19 protein-coding genes and 1 tRNA gene are annotated in these 17,207 nt (G+C 64.1%); 14 read left to right on the top strand and 6 right to left on the bottom strand.

Going from position 1 to position 17,207, the window contains the following annotated elements; translation table 11 throughout:
• The first annotated feature begins 8 nt into the window (after window positions 1-8).
• From EN786_RS24700 to EN786_RS24690, 3 genes are all read left to right on the top strand, one after another.
• Window positions 9-1,412 (top strand): aminopeptidase P family N-terminal domain-containing protein, encoded by a 1,404-nt coding sequence (locus tag EN786_RS24700; RefSeq protein ID WP_127287245.1) that lies wholly within the window; start codon window positions 9-11, stop codon window positions 1,410-1,412.
• A gap of 102 nt (window positions 1,413-1,514) precedes the next feature.
• Window positions 1,515-2,588, top strand: a complete 1,074-nt coding sequence (locus EN786_RS24695; RefSeq protein ID WP_127391525.1) for an alpha/beta hydrolase — start codon at window positions 1,515-1,517, stop codon at window positions 2,586-2,588.
• Window positions 2,589-2,712: 124 nt separating this feature from the next.
• Window positions 2,713-3,876 carry an alpha/beta hydrolase gene (locus EN786_RS24690; protein WP_127286747.1) on the top strand — a complete coding sequence of 388 codons (1,164 nt, stop codon included), beginning with the start codon at window positions 2,713-2,715 and terminating at the stop codon, window positions 3,874-3,876.
• Between the two features lie 22 nt (window positions 3,877-3,898).
• Here EN786_RS24690 and ade read toward each other — a convergent pair whose 3' ends face one another.
• Window positions 3,899-5,716, bottom strand: a complete 1,818-nt coding sequence (ade, locus tag EN786_RS24685; RefSeq protein WP_127286748.1) for an adenine deaminase — start codon at window positions 5,714-5,716, stop codon at window positions 3,899-3,901.
• A 146-nt stretch (window positions 5,717-5,862) separates the two neighbouring features.
• Between ade and EN786_RS24680 the strand changes: the two genes are divergently transcribed.
• The 3 genes from EN786_RS24680 (at window position 5,863) to EN786_RS24670 (ending at window position 7,719) form a co-directional block, all read left to right on the top strand.
• Entirely contained in the window at window positions 5,863-6,714 is an 852-nt protein-coding gene (locus EN786_RS24680; protein ID WP_127310123.1) for an alpha/beta hydrolase, read from the top strand.
• A gap of 53 nt (window positions 6,715-6,767) precedes the next feature.
• Window positions 6,768-6,980: a hypothetical protein gene (locus EN786_RS24675; protein WP_127286749.1), complete on the top strand. Its 213-nt coding sequence runs from the start codon at window positions 6,768-6,770 to the stop codon at window positions 6,978-6,980.
• Between the two features lie 91 nt (window positions 6,981-7,071).
• Window positions 7,072-7,719, top strand: coding sequence for an outer membrane protein (locus tag EN786_RS24670; RefSeq protein ID WP_127286750.1), 648 nt, complete (start codon window positions 7,072-7,074; stop codon window positions 7,717-7,719).
• Between the two features lie 275 nt (window positions 7,720-7,994).
• On the opposite strand, the gene EN786_RS24665 is transcribed toward EN786_RS24670, so the two are convergent.
• The 4 genes from EN786_RS24665 to EN786_RS24650 form a co-directional block, all read right to left on the bottom strand.
• Window positions 7,995-8,891, bottom strand: coding sequence for an ankyrin repeat domain-containing protein (locus EN786_RS24665; protein WP_127310124.1), 897 nt, complete (start codon window positions 8,889-8,891; stop codon window positions 7,995-7,997).
• A 371-nt stretch (window positions 8,892-9,262) separates the two neighbouring features.
• Window positions 9,263-9,348, bottom strand: a tRNA-Leu gene (locus EN786_RS24660).
• Between the two features lie 266 nt (window positions 9,349-9,614).
• Window positions 9,615-9,815 (bottom strand): DUF1127 domain-containing protein, encoded by a 201-nt coding sequence (locus EN786_RS24655; protein WP_127283885.1) that lies wholly within the window; start codon window positions 9,813-9,815, stop codon window positions 9,615-9,617.
• Window positions 9,816-10,021: 206 nt separating this feature from the next.
• Window positions 10,022-10,600, bottom strand: a complete 579-nt coding sequence (locus tag EN786_RS24650) for an NUDIX domain-containing protein (protein ID WP_127283884.1) — start codon at window positions 10,598-10,600, stop codon at window positions 10,022-10,024.
• Window positions 10,601-10,753: 153 nt separating this feature from the next.
• On the opposite strand from EN786_RS24650, the gene EN786_RS24645 reads away from it, so the two are divergent.
• From EN786_RS24645 to EN786_RS24635, 3 genes are all read left to right on the top strand, one after another.
• Window positions 10,754-11,857: an NADH:flavin oxidoreductase/NADH oxidase gene (locus tag EN786_RS24645; RefSeq protein ID WP_127310125.1), complete on the top strand. Its 1,104-nt coding sequence runs from the start codon at window positions 10,754-10,756 to the stop codon at window positions 11,855-11,857.
• A gap of 75 nt (window positions 11,858-11,932) precedes the next feature.
• Complete coding sequence (locus tag EN786_RS24640) at window positions 11,933-12,211, top strand: DUF982 domain-containing protein (RefSeq protein WP_127310126.1); 279 nt, start codon at window positions 11,933-11,935, stop codon at window positions 12,209-12,211.
• A gap of 32 nt (window positions 12,212-12,243) precedes the next feature.
• Window positions 12,244-12,483, top strand: coding sequence for a DUF2188 domain-containing protein (locus tag EN786_RS24635; protein ID WP_127283881.1), 240 nt, complete (start codon window positions 12,244-12,246; stop codon window positions 12,481-12,483).
• A 161-nt stretch (window positions 12,484-12,644) separates the two neighbouring features.
• On the opposite strand, the gene EN786_RS24630 is transcribed toward EN786_RS24635, so the two are convergent.
• Window positions 12,645-13,634 (bottom strand): alpha/beta hydrolase, encoded by a 990-nt coding sequence (locus tag EN786_RS24630; protein ID WP_127310127.1) that lies wholly within the window; start codon window positions 13,632-13,634, stop codon window positions 12,645-12,647.
• Window positions 13,635-13,771: 137 nt separating this feature from the next.
• Here EN786_RS24630 and EN786_RS24625 point away from each other — a divergent pair, with 137 nt between their 5' ends.
• From EN786_RS24625 to EN786_RS24605, 5 genes are all read left to right on the top strand, one after another.
• Window positions 13,772-14,515, top strand: a complete 744-nt coding sequence (locus EN786_RS24625) for a competence/damage-inducible protein A (protein ID WP_135908944.1) — start codon at window positions 13,772-13,774, stop codon at window positions 14,513-14,515.
• 101 nt (window positions 14,516-14,616) lie between these two features.
• The gene (locus EN786_RS24620) at window positions 14,617-15,450 is read left to right on the top strand and encodes a universal stress protein (protein ID WP_127310129.1); all 834 of its coding nucleotides are present in this window, start codon (window positions 14,617-14,619) and stop codon (window positions 15,448-15,450) included.
• Between the two features lie 144 nt (window positions 15,451-15,594).
• A complete protein-coding gene (gene gpt, locus EN786_RS24615; protein WP_027145490.1) occupies window positions 15,595-16,095 on the top strand; it encodes a xanthine phosphoribosyltransferase in 501 nt (166 codons plus the stop codon).
• 203 nt (window positions 16,096-16,298) lie between these two features.
• Window positions 16,299-16,787, top strand: coding sequence for an NUDIX hydrolase (locus EN786_RS24610; protein WP_127310130.1), 489 nt, complete (start codon window positions 16,299-16,301; stop codon window positions 16,785-16,787).
• Between the two features lie 104 nt (window positions 16,788-16,891).
• The gene (locus EN786_RS24605) at window positions 16,892-17,203 is read left to right on the top strand and encodes a PilZ domain-containing protein (RefSeq protein WP_127283876.1); all 312 of its coding nucleotides are present in this window, start codon (window positions 16,892-16,894) and stop codon (window positions 17,201-17,203) included.
• The last annotated feature ends 4 nt before the right edge of the window (window positions 17,204-17,207 follow it).

Raw genomic sequence — 17,207 nt, 5'->3', positions numbered from 1 at the left:
GTTTGTTCATGCCTGTTGCGTCGGTCGCCCTGAAAACCGTGTCGCTGCCGGAATTCGGCGAGCCGACCCTGATGCCGCTCATTCCTCGCGCCACCTACGAGGCGCGCATCGAAGCCTTGCTGGCGCGCGGCGCGAAGGCCGGCCTCGATGGCTTCGTCGTCTATGGCGACCGCGAGCATGCCGCCAATGTCGCCTACCTTTGCGGCTACGACCCCCGCTTCGAGGAAACGCTGCTGGTCATCGTTCCCGGCAGGCAAGCAAAACTGCTGGTCGGCAATGAGGGCTGGGGCTATGCCGAGCTCTGCGACGGACCCTATGAGCGCATCCTCTACCAGACCTTTTCGCTGCCGGCGCAGCCGCGCGATCGTTCCGATACGCTGCCTGACATCCTTGCGGCCAGCGGGCTAAAGCCCGGACACCGGATCGGCGCCATCGGCTGGAAGCCGTTCGGCGCCGGCGATGCCGGCTTTGGGCGCACGACGCTCGACCTGCCCTCCTTCATCGCCGACACGCTGCGCGCGCTGGCCGGCGACAGGGGCGCGGTCGAGAACGCGGCCGATCTCCTGATCAACCCGGCTGACGGCTTGCGGGCGATCAACGAGGCCGATCAACTCGCAGCCTTCGAATTCGCCGCGACCTTTTCCTCGCAAGGCCTGCGCAACGTACTCCAGGGCATCGAACCCGGCATGACGGAGCTGCAGGCGGCGCGGCTGATGGGCATCAACGGCCTGCCGCAATGCTGCCACCCGATGCTGTCGGCCGGCAAGCGCGCGCCCTACGGGCTGCCGAGCCCCCGCCTCGACATCATCCAGCGCGGCCATCCGATCACAATGGCCTATGGCATCCAGGGTTCGCTCAACGCCCGCGCCGGCTTTCTGGTCGAGAGCGCCGCCGAGCTGCCATCGGGGATAAGCGATTATATCGAAAAGCTGGTCGCGCCGTATTTTTCCGCTGCCGTCGACTGGTACGAGACCATAGGCATCGGTGTCGCCGGCGGCGCGCTGTGGAAAGCGGTGCATCAGCGTATCGGCGACCCGTTCTTCGGCGTCTCGCTCAATCCCGGCCATCTCATCCATATCGACGAATGGATGCACTCGCCGGTGTCTTCCGGCTCCACGATCGAACTCAAGTCCGGCATGGCGCTGCAGGTCGACATCATCCCGGCAACCGGCAGCGCTTATTTCACCACCAATATCGAGGATGGCATCGCGCTTGCCGACGAGCCGCTGCGCGAGGAAATCGCCGCCCGCTATCCGGAAGCCTGGCGCCGCATCGAGGCGCGCCGCGCCTTCATGGGCGATGTGGTCGGCATCCGGCTGAAGCCTGAAGTGCTGCCCTTCTCCAACATCCCGGCCTTCCTTCCGCCGTTCTGGCTTTCGCGCAACACTGCGATGGCCGTCGCCGGGCGCTGACGAGATTTTAGCTGGACGCGACTTACTTCCGCCGCACTTCGCCTGCTGGGGAGATGTCGCGGAGGGTGGACGGCCCTTTTTGGGCTCGAATGGAATTTTGACGTGCGTTTGAAGACGATTTGCATTCTTGCGCTTGCCCTGCTGGTGGCAGGCTGTGGCGGCCGCAAAACCGAGGAACTGCTCGGCAGCGCCGTGATGTCTACGCCGGTGACGGAAATCGCCGGCAACCATTCGATCTTTATCGCCACGACGCGCAAGCGCTCCGACGACCCCAACAAGGTCTTCGACGGCGAGCGCTCGGCGACGCTGAACTACGCCCGCGTCAACGTCACGGTTCCGGGCATCCACCAGCCCGGGCAGATCGAGCGGCGCTCACGCGGCAAGTCGGACGACCCGGCGAAATATTTCATGGCCTCCGAGGTCGTCGGCTACGACACGCAGCCGAAATTCTCCAGTGCGCTCAGCGCCGACATCGCCGCGCGCGGCGGCCGCGTCATGCTCTTCGTCCATGGCTACAACACCGGCTTCGACGACGCCGTCTATCGGCTGACGCAGATTGCGCATGACTCCGGCTATCCGGGCACGCCGGTGCTGTTTTCCTGGGCGTCCGGCGCCAAGACCACCGACTATGTCTACGACAAGGAAAGCGCCAGCGCGGCTCGCGACCAGCTGGAGGTGACGCTGCGCATGCTTGCCCAGACGGGCGCGCGGCGCATCGACATCGTCGCCCATTCGATGGGAACCTGGGTGACCATGGAGGCGCTGCGCCAGCTCGCCATCACCGGCGACCGCGATCTCGGCGGCAGGCTCGGCGACGTGGTTCTGGCCTCGCCCGATATCGACGTCGACGTGTTCAAGAGCCAGATGCGCCGCTACGGCAAGCCGGACAAGCCTTTCATCCTGCTTCTGTCCGACGACGACCGGGCGCTGCGGCTTTCCGGCCTGATCGCCGGCTCGCGGCCGCGCGTCGGCGACTACAAGGACGCGGCCGACCTCGCCACCTATGGCGTCAGCGTCGTCGACCTCTCCAGCGTCAAGGGATCGGACAGGTTCAACCACACCAAATTCGCCGACAATCCCGAACTGGTGAAGATGATCGGCCAGCGGCTGCGCGAGGATGACGGCTTCGCCAGCGACCAGACGGTGACCGACCGCATCAGCCAGCTCGGGCAGTAGCTTAATGGTTCCGCCCGGCCGGCGCGGTTGCCGGCCGCGCCCACTTTGAACTGGACCGGACCGGCCGCGGGCTTTATCGGATTGGTCTGAGGCGTTATGATTTTCGCCCCTTGAGGGATCCCGGGTGATCGTGCGTTCGAAGACTGTCATAGTCCTTGCCTTCGCGCTCGCCGCCGCGGGATGCGCCGGCCGGAACACGCATGACCTGCTCAACAAGACGACGGTGACGGTGCCGGCCTCCGACATCGCCGCGACGCACGAGATCTTTGTCGCCACCACCCGCCAGCAGGCGACGAAGGACAAGCGGCAGGTGTTCGACGGAGACCGCTCGCTGACCACCAGCTACGCCCGCGTCGACGTCACCGTTCCCAAGGTGCATCAGGTCGGCGCCATCGAACGCGCCAAGGGTTCGGCCGACAGCAACCCGGCCAAGCAGTTCACCGCCACAGAGGTCGTCCACTATGGGGACCAGCAGCAATTCGCCAAGGCCGTCGGCTCCAACATCGCCATAAGCGGCGACCGCGCTTTGGTCTTCGTGCACGGCTTCAACAACGGCTTCGACGATGGCGTCTTCCGGCTGACCCAGATCGCGCACGACACGAAATACCCAGGCACGCCGGTGCTGTTCTCCTGGGCATCGAGCGGCAAGACGACCGGCTATATCTACGACAAGGACAGCTCCACAGCCGCGCGTGACGACCTCGAGGCGACGCTGCGGATGCTGGCCAAGACCCACGTCAAGAGCATCGACATCATCGCCCATTCGATGGGAACCTGGCTGACGATGGAAGCGCTGCGCCAGCTCGCCATCACCGGCGACCGCGATCTCGGCGGCAAGATCGGCTATGTCATCCTGGCCTCGCCGGACATCGATGTCGACGTCTTCAAGAAGCAGATGATCCGCTACGGCAAGCCGGACAAGCCTTTCGCGATCCTGCTCTCGGGGGACGACCGGGCGCTGAAGCTGTCTTCCCTGATTTCCGGCGACAAGCCTCGAGTCGGCGACTACGGCAATGCTGCCGACCTTGCCAGCTATGGCGTGGTCGTGGCGGACCTGACCAACACCAAGGGCGGCGACCGCCTGAACCATGCCAAGTTCGCGGATAATCCGATGCTGGTGCAATTGCTCGGCGACCGGCTGCGCACACCAGCCGCCCTGCGCTCGACCGAACCTGACTCGGCCGAGTTCGACAATATCGGCCAAGGCATTGGAAAGGCCGTCGGCTCGGTCGCCGAAGTGGTCATCACCACGCCTTTCAAGGTGCTGACCATCGCCACCGGCGGCTGATCGATGGGCCCGCTACACGGTTTCAGATAAAAAGATCGACCTTCTGGAACGTCGTCACGTCGATCAGTCCGACATCGGAAATCCTGAGCTCGGGAATGACCACCAGCGCCAGCAGCGAGTGCTGCATGTACGCGTTGTTCAGCGAGCAACCGACCTTGCGCATGGCTTCCGTCAGTTGCTCGGCCTTGGCTGCGACTGTCTCGGCGCGCTCGTCCGACATCAGCCCTGCGATCGGCATCTCGACCAGCGCCAGTTCCTTGCCCTTGGAGAACAGGACCACACCACCGCCGACCTCACCCAGCCGGTTGACGGCCAGCGCCATGTCCTGCTTGTTGGTGCCGACGACGATGATGTGATGCGCGTCATGCGCCACGCTGGACGCCATCGCGCAGTCCGCCATGTAGCCGAAGCCGGAGACGAAGGCATTGGTGACGCCGCCGGTGCCCCTGTGCCGCTCGACCAGCGCGATCTGGCAGACGTCGTTGCGCCGGTCCATGCCGACAAGCCCGTCCTCGACCGGCAGGTCGGCCTCCAGCGCCCGCGTCGGCGCCTGGTTCTCGATCACGCCGATGACGCGCACCCGCACCTCGTTAGCCCCCTTCGGCGCCGCCACATCGAAATCCTTCGCCTTGAGCTTCTTGCCGAGCTTGACCGTGTTCTTGGCCGTCTTCGGATAGTCATAGGCCGGGATGTCGATGTCGAGCTTGCCGCCCTTGGCCAGCCTGACGCCGCGAGCATAGACCTCGTCGATGGTCATCGCCGCCAGATCCGAGACAATCAGCAGGTCGGCAAGCCGTCCCGGCGCGATCGAGCCGATCTCGCGCTCCAGCCGGAAATGCTGGGCGGTGTTCAGCGTCGCCATCTGGATCGCCGTCACCGGCTTCAGGCCCTGGCTGATCGCGTGCCGCACCACCCGGTCCATATGGCCCTCATGCACCAGCGTGCCGGAATGGCTGTCGTCGGTGCACAGGATGAAGTTGCGCGGGTCGAGCCCGCTCTCCGTCACCGCCTTGATCTGCGAAGCGACGTCGTACCAGGCCGAGCCGAGCCTCAGCATCGCCTTCATGCCCTGGCGCACCCGCGCGATCGCATCTTCGGCGCGCGTGCCCTCGTGGTCGTCCTGCGGACCGCCGGCGACATAGCCGTGGAACGGCAGGCCGAGGTCGCGCGAGGCATAGTGCCCGCCGACCGTCTTGCCGGCTCTGACCGTGGCGGCGATCTCGCCCGACATCACCGGGTCGTTGGCGGCGACGCCCGGGAAATTCATCACTTCGCCGAGCCCGATGATGTTTTCCCAGCTCATCGCCTCGGCGATATCGGCGACCGTCAGCTCGGCCCCGGCATGTTCCAGCCCCGGCGCCGACGGCACGCAGGATGGCATCTGCACATGCACGTTGATCGGCATGGCGACCGCCTCGTCATGCATCAGCCGCACGCCGGCCAGGCCCAGCACATTGGCGATCTCGTGCGGGTCGATGAACATCGAGGTGGTGCCATGTGGGATCACCGCGCGGCAGAACTCGGTCACCGTCACCATGCCGCTCTCGACATGCATGTGCCCGTCGCAAAGGCCGGGCACCAGATAGCGCCCGCCTGCATCGACGACCTTGGTGCCCTGCCCGATGGCGTGGCCCGCATTCGGCCCGCAATAGGCGAAGCGCCCGCCGGCAATCGCAATGTCGGTGCCGGCGATGATCTCACCCGAATGGACGTTCACCCAGCGGCCGTTGCGGATGACGAGGTCGGCCGGCTTGCGGCCCATCGCGACATCGACCAGGTGCGTCGCCATCTCGGTCCACGCACGGGGTTTTGCGGGCCTGGCGGCCTTCGTTTTCGGCATTGGCGATTCCCTGGCTGTGGCCAGTCTCGCAAATGTCGGCGGGTGCCGCCAGAGCCGTCGGCCGGCATCCGGTCGGCAGGCCGCGCTTGTTGACTAACCAGGTTAAAAGGCGATGCTGACCGCGGACCGAACCGTAAGAGGGAAACATGACCCGTCTCTGGAAAGCGATCGCAGTCGTCGTCTTGTTGATAGCGTCAACCGCTCTTGCCGCAGCCGAGGAACGTTGGCAGACATTGCCGGAGCCGGTGGCCATGCCCAAACCCGAGCAGAGCGGCTATGCGCCGGTCAACGGCATCCAGATGTACTACGCCGTTTTCGGCGGTGGTGACCCGGTTCTGCTCATCCATGGCGGCCTCGGCCACGCCGACATCTGGGCGAGCCAGGTGGCGACGCTTTCCAAAACGCACAAGGTCATTGTCGCCGACAGCCGCGGCCATGGCCGCTCCACCCGCACGGAGCAGCCCTATGGCTACGACCTGATGGCGTCGGACTATCTGGCGCTGCTCGACTACCTGAAGATCGACAAGACCGCGCTTGTCGGCTGGAGCGATGGCGGCATTATCGGTATCGACATCGCGCTGCATCATCCAGAACGGCTGACAAGGCTCTTTGCGCAGGCCGCCAATGTCACCACCGAAGGCGTCGATCCGGGCGTGATGACCAACAAGACCTTTGCGGCCTACATCGAGCGCTCTGGCCGCGACTACAAGAAGATGTCGAAGACACCGGACCAGTATGACGCCTTCGTGGCGCAGATCAGCCATATGTGGGAAAGCGAGCCGGCGTGGACCAAGGAACAACTCGGCAAGATTACCACGCCGACGGCGATCGTCGCCGGCGACCATGACGAGGCGATCAAACGCGAGCACACCGAATACATGGCCTCGGTCATTCCTGGTGCGAAGCTGATCATCTTGCCCAAGGCCAGCCATTTCGCCATGCTGCAGGCGCCGGACGAATACAGCAAGGCGGCGCTGGATTTCATCGACGCCAAATAGCCAGGAAGCTGGAATGCTCGTCGGTCGCTGACGATCATTCGGATTGGCGGAAAATGGCAGAGACGGTCAGGTTCGCAATCTTCGCAGTGTCGGCCGGCCTTGCCGGACTGGCATTCTTTACCTTGCATTCGTTCTGGACATGGGGCGTGCCGATCCTGATCTTCATCGCCGGCTCCGTGCTGTCCGAGTTCGCCATCAACGGTCTGGCACCGCCTCTCGAGAAGCAGCGCGACCTGGAGGATCGGGTGCGCAACCCGCCCGCGTAAACCGTTGTTGAATGAAGCCAATTCCGTTTTGCGGCGAATAAGGCTAGGTTGTACCAGGGAGTCTTTCGAAACCGCCATTTCGGAGAGCTCGATGCGTCGATTGACGCTCGTCAGTGCCGGTTTACTTGCGCTGCTGTCCGGGTCGGCCCAGGCGGCGGACGTGGGCGCCGATCTGCCAATGACGGCCCCGGGCTTCGACTGGACCGGCTATTATGCCGGCCTGCAGGCCGGCTATGGCTGGGGCCGCGCCGACATGGGCTCGAGCGGCGGCGCGCCGTTTTCCGCCTCGCCCGACCTCGATGGCGGTTTCATCGGCGGCCACGTCGCCGGCCTCTGGCAATTCGACCAGGCGGTGCTCGGCGCCGTAGCCGATCTCAACTATTCCTCGGTCGACGGCGCGGCGGACCTCGGCCTCGGAGATTCCGCCGGCGCCGAGCTGAAATGGTTCGGCTCCGTCGATGCCAAGGCCGGCTATGCCATGGACCGCGTGCTGGTCTACGGCATCGGCGGAATCGCCTTCGCCGGCATCGAAGCGTCACGCAATGGCGTTGCCGACACGCGCACGGAAGTCGGCTGGACGCTCGGCGCCGGCGTCGACTATGCCCTGACGGATAAATTCGTGGTTGGCGCCCAATACCGCTACTTCGATTTCCGTTCGGAGCACTTCGACATCCCGGACGACCGCGATCAGGACGTCAAGCTCCACACGCTGGGGGTGAACCTGAGCTATAAATTCTGACCGCAAGATAGTCCGCCAGGACGCGAAGGCGGCCTCCCCGTTGCTCAGGGATTTCGATTTCGACAGAAATGGGGTGGCCGGCGCCCGCAGGGGGCGGGGAATGGGTGGGGCCTGGAAGACGCCGGCCTGCGCGGATCAAGTCCGCCGCCAGATAAACTTAGCGACGCGAGCGAAAAGCGTAATTCCGTGATCGCACCAGGGCAATCCGGAGCGCCTTTTTCGATCCCGAACTGACCGAGAGGCCGGGCCGGGATCGTGCTGGAGGCACGACGGGCTCAGGGTAGCGGGATTGGCTTGTCACTGAGTGTGCGCAAGTAGGCGATCAGGTTGACCCGTTCAGTCTCGTCCGGAACACCAGGCATCTCCATGTAAACGCCTGGGGTAGTGACCATGGGCTCAAGCAGATATTTGTTCAGGTCCTCGTACGTCCACACACCTTCCCAGGCCAGCAAGGTGTCGGAATAACGCATTTTCGTCATGGAGGCCTTGTCGCGGCCGACGACGCTCCACAAGTTCGGCCCCGTCTTGGTCCCTCCCTGTGGCTCGACATTGTGGCAACCGGCACACAGGTGGGTGAAGGAGGTTCGGCCTTTCTCAATATCGGCAGTGGCCAACTTCATCGAGATCGGGGATGGCGTTGGCAAGACGACGCCGTGCGCCATGAGATAGTCAGCGATTTCACGCAGCCCTTTGAATCTTGCCAGATGGATCGGTGTCTTGCCGTCCTTTGTCTTCGCATTCACGTCAGCGCCGGCCTCGACCAGTGCCTTCACGCAATCGAGGCAACCGAGATTGACCGCGATGTGGATCGCGTTTTCGCGGCTGCGCTTCGAATTTGGATTTGCGCCTCCGTCCAGCAACAGTTTGATCAAGTCGATCCTGCGTTTAGCCAAAGCCGGCATCAGGGCAGGACCCAACAGCGGTGTCGGGGCGGCGTTGACGTCGGCACCGCGATCCATGAGCAGTTTGGCCGCCGCGAAATGCCCACCCTTGACCGCAAGATAGAGTGGTGTCGCCTTCCCATCACTCTCATCGACGCCGGCACCTGCGTCGAGCGCCGCCGTGATCCCCGCCACGTCGCCCTTCGTGGCGGCGTCGTGGATAGCGGCGGCATGCGTTACAATCGGTATGTGCAAAAGCACCAATGGAAGCAAAAGCAAAACGTGGCGCATTCGCTACCCCCTTGTGACAAACCGGAGGACTGGGCACGCTTTGAGCAGGGCAGAGTTTAGTGCGAATGCCTAATCGCGACAAGGTTACTTAAGCGACTTCTAACGGACGAAACCGGGACTTTCGCGAGTGACGAGAGAGGGCTCGCAACTGGAAGCTGATTTTCGAGAGGCGTTAGAGCAATCCCAAAAAGTGCCTGGAGGTCTTCCGTCCGGAATTGCTCAGTTCCAAGGTCATCTCGGACAAAAAGAGGCCGGCGCCTGTTGGGCGGGGGGCTTTGGGGTAAGACGCCGGCCTGGGCGGATCAAATCCGCCGCCAGATGAACTTAGCGACATGGCCGCAGAGCGTAATTCCGTGATCGCACCAGTGCGCTGGTGCGGACGACGGGAATCGAACCCGTACGATCAGAGATCGAGGGATTTTAAGTCCCTTGCGTCTACCAGTTCCGCCACGTCCGCGCGCCGCGATTACAAGCACTTAAGGCGAGACCGGTCTAGTCCTGTGGGTGGATTTGGCACCGTTTGGCACCAAATATCCCTATTGCTGTTCCGCGCCCGCTCTCATCGCAACTTCGATCGCCGCTGCCGCGCCTTCGTCCGGCTTCTTGAAGAGGTGGCGTAGACCGAAAGCGTGACCACGGGTGATGCATGCTCTGGCCGGCGGCTAGTTGCAACAACGTCGAGGCCACGCGCGATTAAGGCGGAAGCATGGGTTTAAGCCCACCCTAATGGCTGGACTGCCAGCGCATGGTCTCGATGTCGTCACGGGAAATCCCGATGTCACTGAGAATGTCGTCCGGCGACTCGCTCAGTTCGTCCGTTGCCTTCAACTGCGCCTTCTGATCGGCTCGGCGACCGAGCCAATCGACAAGGGGACCAACTACGACAAGAGGAAGGGTTACAAGCATAGGAAGGTTGACAAGCATCGGAGTGCTCCCTTCACCGCTGCAGAAAAACTACGCCGTGCAAGCTAGGCCAATGCGTGAATGCGTCTGTGACAAAATTCACAGAGCGCCGGCCATGTTGGCCAGGCTTTTTCCATGGCGCTCTTCTGAAGTACGCTTTCCTTAGTCAACCGCCCTCGTGCGGAGGCGAAGGATGCAGACACCGGAACTTGGCGCTGGCAGGCGCCTCAGGCCGGTATCGGATACAGTTTCAGGTGCTGGATCAGGATGATCGTCTTGGCATCGACGATGCTACCGTCGGCGATGCCGGCGAGCGCCTCGTCGAGCGTCATCTCCAGGACCTCGATGTCCTCGCCCTCTTCCGGCGCGCCGCCGCCGGCCGAGATGCGGTCGGCCGGCGAGTAGCGCGCGACGAAGAACCAGAGCCGCTCGGTCACGCTGCCTGGGCTCATATAGGGCGCGAACAGCCTCTGGACGTCCTTCAGCCGGTAGCCGAGTTCTTCCTCCGCCTCCTTGCGGATGCAGGTTTCCGGGTCGTTCTCGTCGAGCAGGCCGGCGCAGGCCTCGATCAGCGGCTCATGGTGGCCGGTGGCGTAGGCCGGATAGCGGAACTGCCGCACGAGCAGCACGGTCGAGCGCGATGGATCGAAAGGCAGGATCACCGCGCCGTCGCCGCGATCGTAGGTCTGGCGGATCTGCGTCTCCCACTGCCCGTCGCGGCGGCGGTAGTCGAAGACCGTCTTCTTCAGGACCGCCCAATCGTCGGAAAGCACCTCTTCCGAGCGGATGCGAATGCGATCTTCCATGATGAACTCCTTGTGCCGGCGCCATGGCGTAGCCGCGAACCGGCGTTCATGCAATCCGGGCGGCGATTGGGCCAGACCAAGGTTTCGCCGCCTCGTGTCTGGTGCGTACCGGTGCCCTCGCCTAAATAAGCATCCCCTGCCGGAGTTCTTTTCATGACCTCATCGCTTTTCCAGCCGATCACGCTTGGCGGCCTCACCTTGCCCAACCGCATCGCCGTGGCGCCGATGTGCCAGTATTCGGCTGAGGACGGATCCGCCAGCGACTGGCATCTCTATCATTGGATGAACCTTGCCATGTCCGGCGCCGGCATGGTCACCGTCGAGATGACCGACGTCGAGCGGCGCGGACGCATCTCGCATGGCTGCCTCGGCCTCTATTCCGACGACAACGAGGCCGCTGCCCGGCGCACGCTGGACGCGGCAAGGCGCGTCGCCGCGCCCGGCACGAAATTCGGCACCCAGCTTGCCCATGCCGGCCGCAAGGCTTCGTGCCAGCGGCCGTGGGAGGGCGGCGGGCCGCTCAAGCCCGACCAGGATCCCTGGCCGATCGTGTCAGCCTCGGCCATCGCCTACGACACAGGCTGGCAGGTGCCGCACGCCCTGGAGGAAGACGAGATCCTGCGCATCATCGAGCGTTTCGCCGATGCGGCGAGGCGCGCCGAACGCTCCGGTTTCGACTTCATCGAACTGCACGCGGCGCACGGCTACCTGATCTTCCAGTTCCTGTCGCCGCTATCCAACCGGCGCACCGATCGCTGGGGCGGTTCGCTTGAGAACCGCATGCGTTTCGTCATCGAGATCGCCAGGGCGGTGCGGAAAGCCGTCCCCAGGCTGATGCTCGGCGCGCGCCTGTCGGTCAAGGAATGGGTCGAAGGCGGTTTCGATGTCGAGGATGCCATCGAGGTGACCAAGGCGCTGAAGGCCGAGGGCATCGCCTATCTCTGCTGCTCGAGCGGCGGCAATTCCCCCTTGCAGCAGCTGCCGTCTGGGCCTGGCTACCAGGTGCATCTGGCGGAAGCGGTGCGAAAAGGCGCCGGCATCCCGACGCGAGCCGTTGGGCTGATCGACGACCCGAAGCAGGCCGAGGCGATCGTTGCCGACGGCCAGGCCGATATGGTGGCGCTGGCGCGCGCCTTCCTCGCCGATCCGCGCTGGGGATGGCGCGCCGCGGCGACCTTCGGCCAGGAGATCCATCCCGCGCCGCAGCTTGCCCGCTCGGTGACGACGATGCGGCACTGGATGAAGGCGGCGAGCTGACCACCTCGCTGAGACGTTTGGGCGCAGCCCGGACGACACGATTGCAACCAATTTGGCTGCTTTGCGTTTGCGGCCATGATGGACAGCAAACCCTTTGAAAAGCCGGTGGTGGTCGAACTCGGCCATGTCGGCAAATATCGCCAGATCCGCAGCACCAGGGAGGCAGCGGAGTGCCTGATGACGGTTTGGCCGCTCAATCGCGGCCCCCGCCATCGTGATGCAGTCGACACTTGCCTGAAAGTGCTGGAGGGTTATCGTTCAACCGCGGATGCGCGCCGGGCCTTGATCGAAGCGGCCAAGGAATCGGAAGTGCTGGTGCCCGACGACCGCTTGCCCGACGATCGGCTGCATTGAGCAAAAAGGGGCCTTTTCAACCGGAGGACTTCATGGCGAAGCTGACTTACAAGATCGTCGAGCACGATGGCGGCTGGGCCTACAAGGTCGGCTCGACCTTCTCGGAGACGTTCCCCACCCACCAGGACGCGCTGCGCGCCGCCGAGATCGCTTCGGCCGAGCAGCAGATCGCCGGCACCACGGACGGCATCCAGTACGAGGACGCCGAAGGCAAGTGGCACGATGAACTGGCCGATGGCAGGGACCGGCCGCAAACCGAAGTTTCCGATTAGCATCTATTCCTGGGGCGGCTCTTGCCGCAGCGGCCGCGGATGCCCGCGAGGGCATCCTAGCCAGCCACTAGGAAAGCGCGCGGTCCGCTACTTGCCGCAATACTGATCGTTGACGTTCTGCCCGGCATTGGCATCGGGTCCCGGCTAGCCCGCTTCGGCGTTCAGTCGATGGCTGAGAGGCTCTTCGTGGCAAAGGCGCGCGCGGCAATGCGCTTGATGAAGGCGGTGACGCGCTCCGGATCGATGAATTGCGGCATGTGGCCCAAACCGTCGACGGCCTCGAAATCGAGCCCTTTGAGCCTGTCCCGCATCGGTTCGCCATGTATAGCCATGCCAATGACGCGGTCGGCGGTGCCGAACAGAATGCCGGCAGGCATGGCGATCTCGCCATAGCGCTGCTCGATGCGGCCGAGATCCTGTTCCACCGCAACGATGTCGGTCGAGGTTGCATGGAAATGGGCGGGCCGCAACCCAAGCCAGCCGCCTCCTCCGGTCATATAGTCACCGGGAACGGCCTGCGGCGCGAAGATGAACCTCATTGTCGGCTCCGCGTATTTCAAACTCAACGGTATCGCCACCGTATTCGCCATGATCCGGCGCAGCAGTCGCGAAGGAACGTAGAGCAAGTCGAATTTCTGGCGCGCCCTGGTTTCCAGATGCGTCAGGGGTGCCAGCAAGGCGATGCCAGAAATCGTCCCGGGGTGCTCCACCGCCAGCGTCAGCGCGATCGCGCCGCCCAGCGAATGACCAACGACCAGCGGCTTTTCCAGCCCGAGCCTGTCGATGAAGCGCCGCACGATTTCGGCCTGCTCGGGCAGTCGCCCCGTGGCGTCGCCAGCCCGCACCGAATAGCCGGAGCCCGAACGGTCGAGCGCGATCAGGCGATAGCCCGGGCCGAAGCGGCCGAACAGCGTGTGGCGGAAATGGTGAAGTTGGGCGCCGAGCCCGTGCAGGAAGACGATCGGCCTGCCCTCGCCTTCCTCGACATAATGGATACGGTTGCCGTCGATCTCGACGAATTTTCCGCGCGCCGGTACCAGCCTCTCGGCCTTGGCGCCGATCCACCATGTCGCCAGCACAAGGCCGACGACTACGGCAACAGCGAGCAGGAGCAGGCCACCGAGCAGCCAGGACAAGATCGACAGCAGCATTTTTCCTCTCACTGGCAACGCAGGCAGCTTACCTGCCGCAGATGTCGCCGCAAGGCGCCGCCGTGGCATAGTGCTGGCGCATTGCCGCCGCTCCGTCGCCGCGCTATCTCAGGCGACCCTGTTTGCCGGAGCCTGTCATGCCTGAAATCGTCACCGCCGCCATGCTCGTCATCGGCGACGAGATCCTGTCGGGTCGGACCAAGGACAGGAACATCGGCCACCTCGCCGACATCATGACGGCCATCGGCATCGACCTCAAGGAAGTCCGCGTCGTTCCCGACGAGGAGAACGAGATCGTCGCCGCGGTCAATGCCGTGCGCGCCCGCTACACCTATGTCTTCACCACCGGCGGCATCGGCCCGACGCATGACGACATCACCGCCGATTCGATCGCCAAGGCATTCGGCGTGCCGTGCGAGTATGACACCAAGGCCTATGCGATGCTGGAGGCGAGCTACGCCGCGCGCGGCATCGAATACACCGAGGCGAGGAAGCGCATGGCGCGCATGCCGCGCGGCGCCGACCACATCGACAATCCGGTGTCGATCGCGCCCGGCTTTCGCATCGGCAACGTCCATGTCATGGCCGGCGTGCCGGCGATCTTCCAGGCCATGCTCGACAATGTCGTGCCGACGCTGAAGGCGGGCACCAAAATGCTGTCGGCGACCGTCCATTGCCCGTTCGGCGAAGGCATCATCGGCGGCCCACTGGCCGACATCCAGAAGGCGCATCCCGACACCATCATCGGCTCCTATCCGAAATATGGCGACGGCAAGTTCTGGACCGAACTCGTCGTGCGCGCCCGCGACGAGGCAGCGCTGGAGGCCGCGCGCAAGGATGTCGAAGCCATGGTCGCCGGCTTCGCCGCTGCTGCCGGCTGATCTGGCGATTTCGGTTCCCCGGTCGGCCCGGAACCAAGCATGGCACTGTGACGTTTCCTTGGACGCGCGCCGCATTGCGCCGACACGTTGAGGGACCCAGCATGCGCTTCAAGACCATCGTCGCCATTTTGCAGAACGAGCAGGACGCCGAGCGCGTGCTCGCTTGCGCCATCCCGCTTGCCGACCGCTTCCAGAGCCATCTCGTCGGCATCCATGCCGAAGCGCTGCCCGTTCCCTACACCTCGGCCACCGGCTTTCCGGACACCGAATTCCTGCAGGTGTCGGCCGAGATGAACCGCGAGCGCGCCGACAAGCTGGAGGCCCTATTCCTGAGGCGTATCGAGGAGTCCGGCCTGTCCTTCGAGTGGCGCAGCCTCGAGAGCTTTTCCGGCGACAGCGCGCTGACCGGCATTTCCACCGTCCGCGCCGCCGACCTGATCATCGCCGCGCAGCGCGACACCGGCGGCGACCCGGGCGCCGACGTCGACACGCTCGTCTATGATGCCGGCCGGCCGGTGCTCGTGGTGCCGCATGAAGGGCCACTCCTTACAACTTTCAAGCGCGTGCTCCTGGCCTGGAACGGCAGCAAGGAAGCGGCACGCGCCGCCTTCGACGCCCTGCCCTTCATCAGCGAGGCCGAGAAGACGGACATATTGATCATCGATCCGCCTGAGTCGCTGGACGAGACCCCGGAAGCCGCCGGCGCCGAGATCGCCGCGGCGCTTTCCAGGCACGGCGCCACCGTCAGCGTGTCGGTGCAGCAGTCGAACGGCGCTTCCGTCGACGACCTCATCCAGACCCGCATCGCCGAGACCGGCGCCGATCTGCTCGTGCTCGGCGCCTACAGCCATTCCTGGCTGCGCCAGCTCTTGTTCGGCGGCGTGACGCGCACGGTGCTGCGCACCGCGCCGGTGGCAGCTTTCCTGTCGCGATAATCCCGATAAGCAAAGCGCGCGGGCTTAAGTCCACAGGCATGGCTTGTTGCGAGCTTGCCAAAGCCGGCATTTTCCCGCTAATTCCGCCTGCATTCCCTTGGATATCGTCACGCGCCTGGTCGCGTGCTGCGGAGTGCGTGAAAAATGTCCCTTCCCGAAAAAGCTTTCCCGGTCTCCTGGGACCAGTTCCACCGCGACGCCCGCGCGCTTGCCTGGCGGCTTGCCGGCGCCAGCAAGGGGCAGTGGAAGGCGATCGTCTGCATCACCCGCGGCGGCCTTGTGCCCGCCGCCATCATCTCGCGCGAGCTCGGCATCCGGGTGATCGAGACGGTCTGCGTCGCCTCCTATCACGACTACACCAGCCAGGGGCAGTTGCAGGTGCTGAAGGAGATCACGCCGGCGCTGCTCGCCGATGATGGTGCCGGCGTGCTGATCATCGACGACCTGACCGACACCGGCAAGACTGCGGGCATCGTGCGCGCCATGATGCCCAAGGCGCATTTCGCCACCGTCTACGCCAAGCCGAAGGGGCGGCCGCTGGTCGACACCTTCGTCACCGAGGTCAGCCAGGACACCTGGATCTATTTCCCCTGGGATATGGGCTTCACCTACCAGAAGCCGATCGCGGACGATCACGCCGGTTGATCGGTCATTTTTTCCACTGAAACGGTTCACGACGCATTTTTTTGCTGCGCATGAAATGCGCGCCGCAAGGCCATTTCACGCAATCGACTTTTCTTGGTGGAATTCAACAAGTTCCTGTGAAGTTTTTTACTTTTGTCGCGTATGATCAGAGGTAAGATTCGTGAGGCAACGAACGAGTTCGAGGGCTGGGGCTAGCTTCTCCGATGCTGACAAGGCCAACGACGCACAACCATCTGGCCGAAAGAGTCCGGCGACTCTTCGGCAGCGCGCCTTGCCGCCTGCAGGTTGCCGCCCTGCCCTGGCGCGAGGCCGAAAATGGTGTCGAGATCATGCTGATCACCAGCCGCGACACCGGCCGCTGGGTGCTGCCCAAGGGCTGGCCGGAGGCCAAGGAGCCACTTAGCGAGGCGGCCGCGCGCGAGGCCGGCGAGGAAGCCGGATTGCGCGGCACCGTCTCCCATCTCGAAGCCGGCCGGTATTTCTACGCCAAGGTGCTGGCTTCCGGTGAGGAAGTGCCTTGCGAGGTGCTGGTCTACCCGTTGCGGGTCGACCACATCGCCGACCGCTGGAAGGAAAAGCGCGCGCGCACCCGCAAATGGGTGAGCTCCGCCGAAGCCGTGCGCATGGTCAACGAACCGGACCTCTGCCAGATCATCGCCTATTTCTGCGCCGACCCGCACAAATTCGCGTGAGTTGTCCACCAAACGCCATTGCCGGCGGGCAAGGCTTTGGCGTGGGCATTGCCGTACGCAAGGATGGCCCCTAGATTCGATTCGGCTGCCTTGGCGTTTTGGTGATGACGAATACCGCAAGACCCCTCGAGGACAATTCCGACGATCTTCGGCGTAAGCACCGACAGCGTGTGCTCAAGGGCGGCTCGATCATCACCGGCATCCAGAATTCCGAGATCAGCTGCACCTTGCGCAACCAGAATGACGGCGGCGCCGAGCTGAAGGTCGCGCCGGACGCCCACGTTCCCGATCGCTTCCTGCTCTACGTGCCGGTCGACGGCGTCGCCTATCGGTCTGAGGTCCGCTGGCGCCGCAACGACCGCGTCGGCGTCCAATTCAGCGGCACCGAGCCGAAGCCGAAGCTGCACTACGGCTGATCGC

It is taken from the genome of Mesorhizobium sp. M4B.F.Ca.ET.143.01.1.1 (assembly GCF_004792275.1).
GTDB classification, from domain to species: domain Bacteria; phylum Pseudomonadota; class Alphaproteobacteria; order Rhizobiales; family Rhizobiaceae; genus Mesorhizobium; species Mesorhizobium abyssinicae.
This window is presented reverse-complemented; position numbering and strand designations above follow the sequence as displayed.

Excerpts from the sequence above, each read along its gene's own strand:
- EN786_RS24630 (WP_127310127.1), bottom strand. The coding sequence starts at position 13,634 with ATGCTGCTGTCGATCTTGTCCTGGCTGCTCGGTGGCCTGCTCCTGCTC.
- EN786_RS24665 (WP_127310124.1), bottom strand. The coding sequence starts at position 8,891 with ATGCGCCACGTTTTGCTTTTGCTTCCATTGGTGCTTTTGCACATACCG.
- EN786_RS24655 (WP_127283885.1), bottom strand. The coding sequence starts at position 9,815 with ATGCTTGTCAACCTTCCTATGCTTGTAACCCTTCCTCTTGTCGTAGTT.
- EN786_RS24605 (WP_127283876.1), top strand. The coding sequence starts at position 16,892 with ATGACGAATACCGCAAGACCCCTCGAGGACAATTCCGACGATCTTCGG.
- EN786_RS24680 (WP_127310123.1), top strand. The coding sequence starts at position 5,863 with ATGACCCGTCTCTGGAAAGCGATCGCAGTCGTCGTCTTGTTGATAGCG.
- EN786_RS24645 (WP_127310125.1), top strand. The coding sequence starts at position 10,754 with ATGACCTCATCGCTTTTCCAGCCGATCACGCTTGGCGGCCTCACCTTG.
- ade (WP_127286748.1), bottom strand. The coding sequence starts at position 5,716 with ATGCCGAAAACGAAGGCCGCCAGGCCCGCAAAACCCCGTGCGTGGACC.
- EN786_RS24610 (WP_127310130.1), top strand. The coding sequence starts at position 16,299 with ATGCTGACAAGGCCAACGACGCACAACCATCTGGCCGAAAGAGTCCGG.
- EN786_RS24635 (WP_127283881.1), top strand. The coding sequence starts at position 12,244 with ATGGCGAAGCTGACTTACAAGATCGTCGAGCACGATGGCGGCTGGGCC.
- EN786_RS24625 (WP_135908944.1), top strand. The coding sequence starts at position 13,772 with ATGCCTGAAATCGTCACCGCCGCCATGCTCGTCATCGGCGACGAGATC.
- EN786_RS24700 (WP_127287245.1), top strand. The coding sequence starts at position 9 with ATGCCTGTTGCGTCGGTCGCCCTGAAAACCGTGTCGCTGCCGGAATTC.
- gpt (WP_027145490.1), top strand. The coding sequence starts at position 15,595 with ATGTCCCTTCCCGAAAAAGCTTTCCCGGTCTCCTGGGACCAGTTCCAC.
- EN786_RS24670 (WP_127286750.1), top strand. The coding sequence starts at position 7,072 with ATGCGTCGATTGACGCTCGTCAGTGCCGGTTTACTTGCGCTGCTGTCC.
- EN786_RS24650 (WP_127283884.1), bottom strand. The coding sequence starts at position 10,600 with ATGGAAGATCGCATTCGCATCCGCTCGGAAGAGGTGCTTTCCGACGAT.
- EN786_RS24640 (WP_127310126.1), top strand. The coding sequence starts at position 11,933 with ATGATGGACAGCAAACCCTTTGAAAAGCCGGTGGTGGTCGAACTCGGC.
- EN786_RS24620 (WP_127310129.1), top strand. The coding sequence starts at position 14,617 with ATGCGCTTCAAGACCATCGTCGCCATTTTGCAGAACGAGCAGGACGCC.
- EN786_RS24675 (WP_127286749.1), top strand. The coding sequence starts at position 6,768 with ATGGCAGAGACGGTCAGGTTCGCAATCTTCGCAGTGTCGGCCGGCCTT.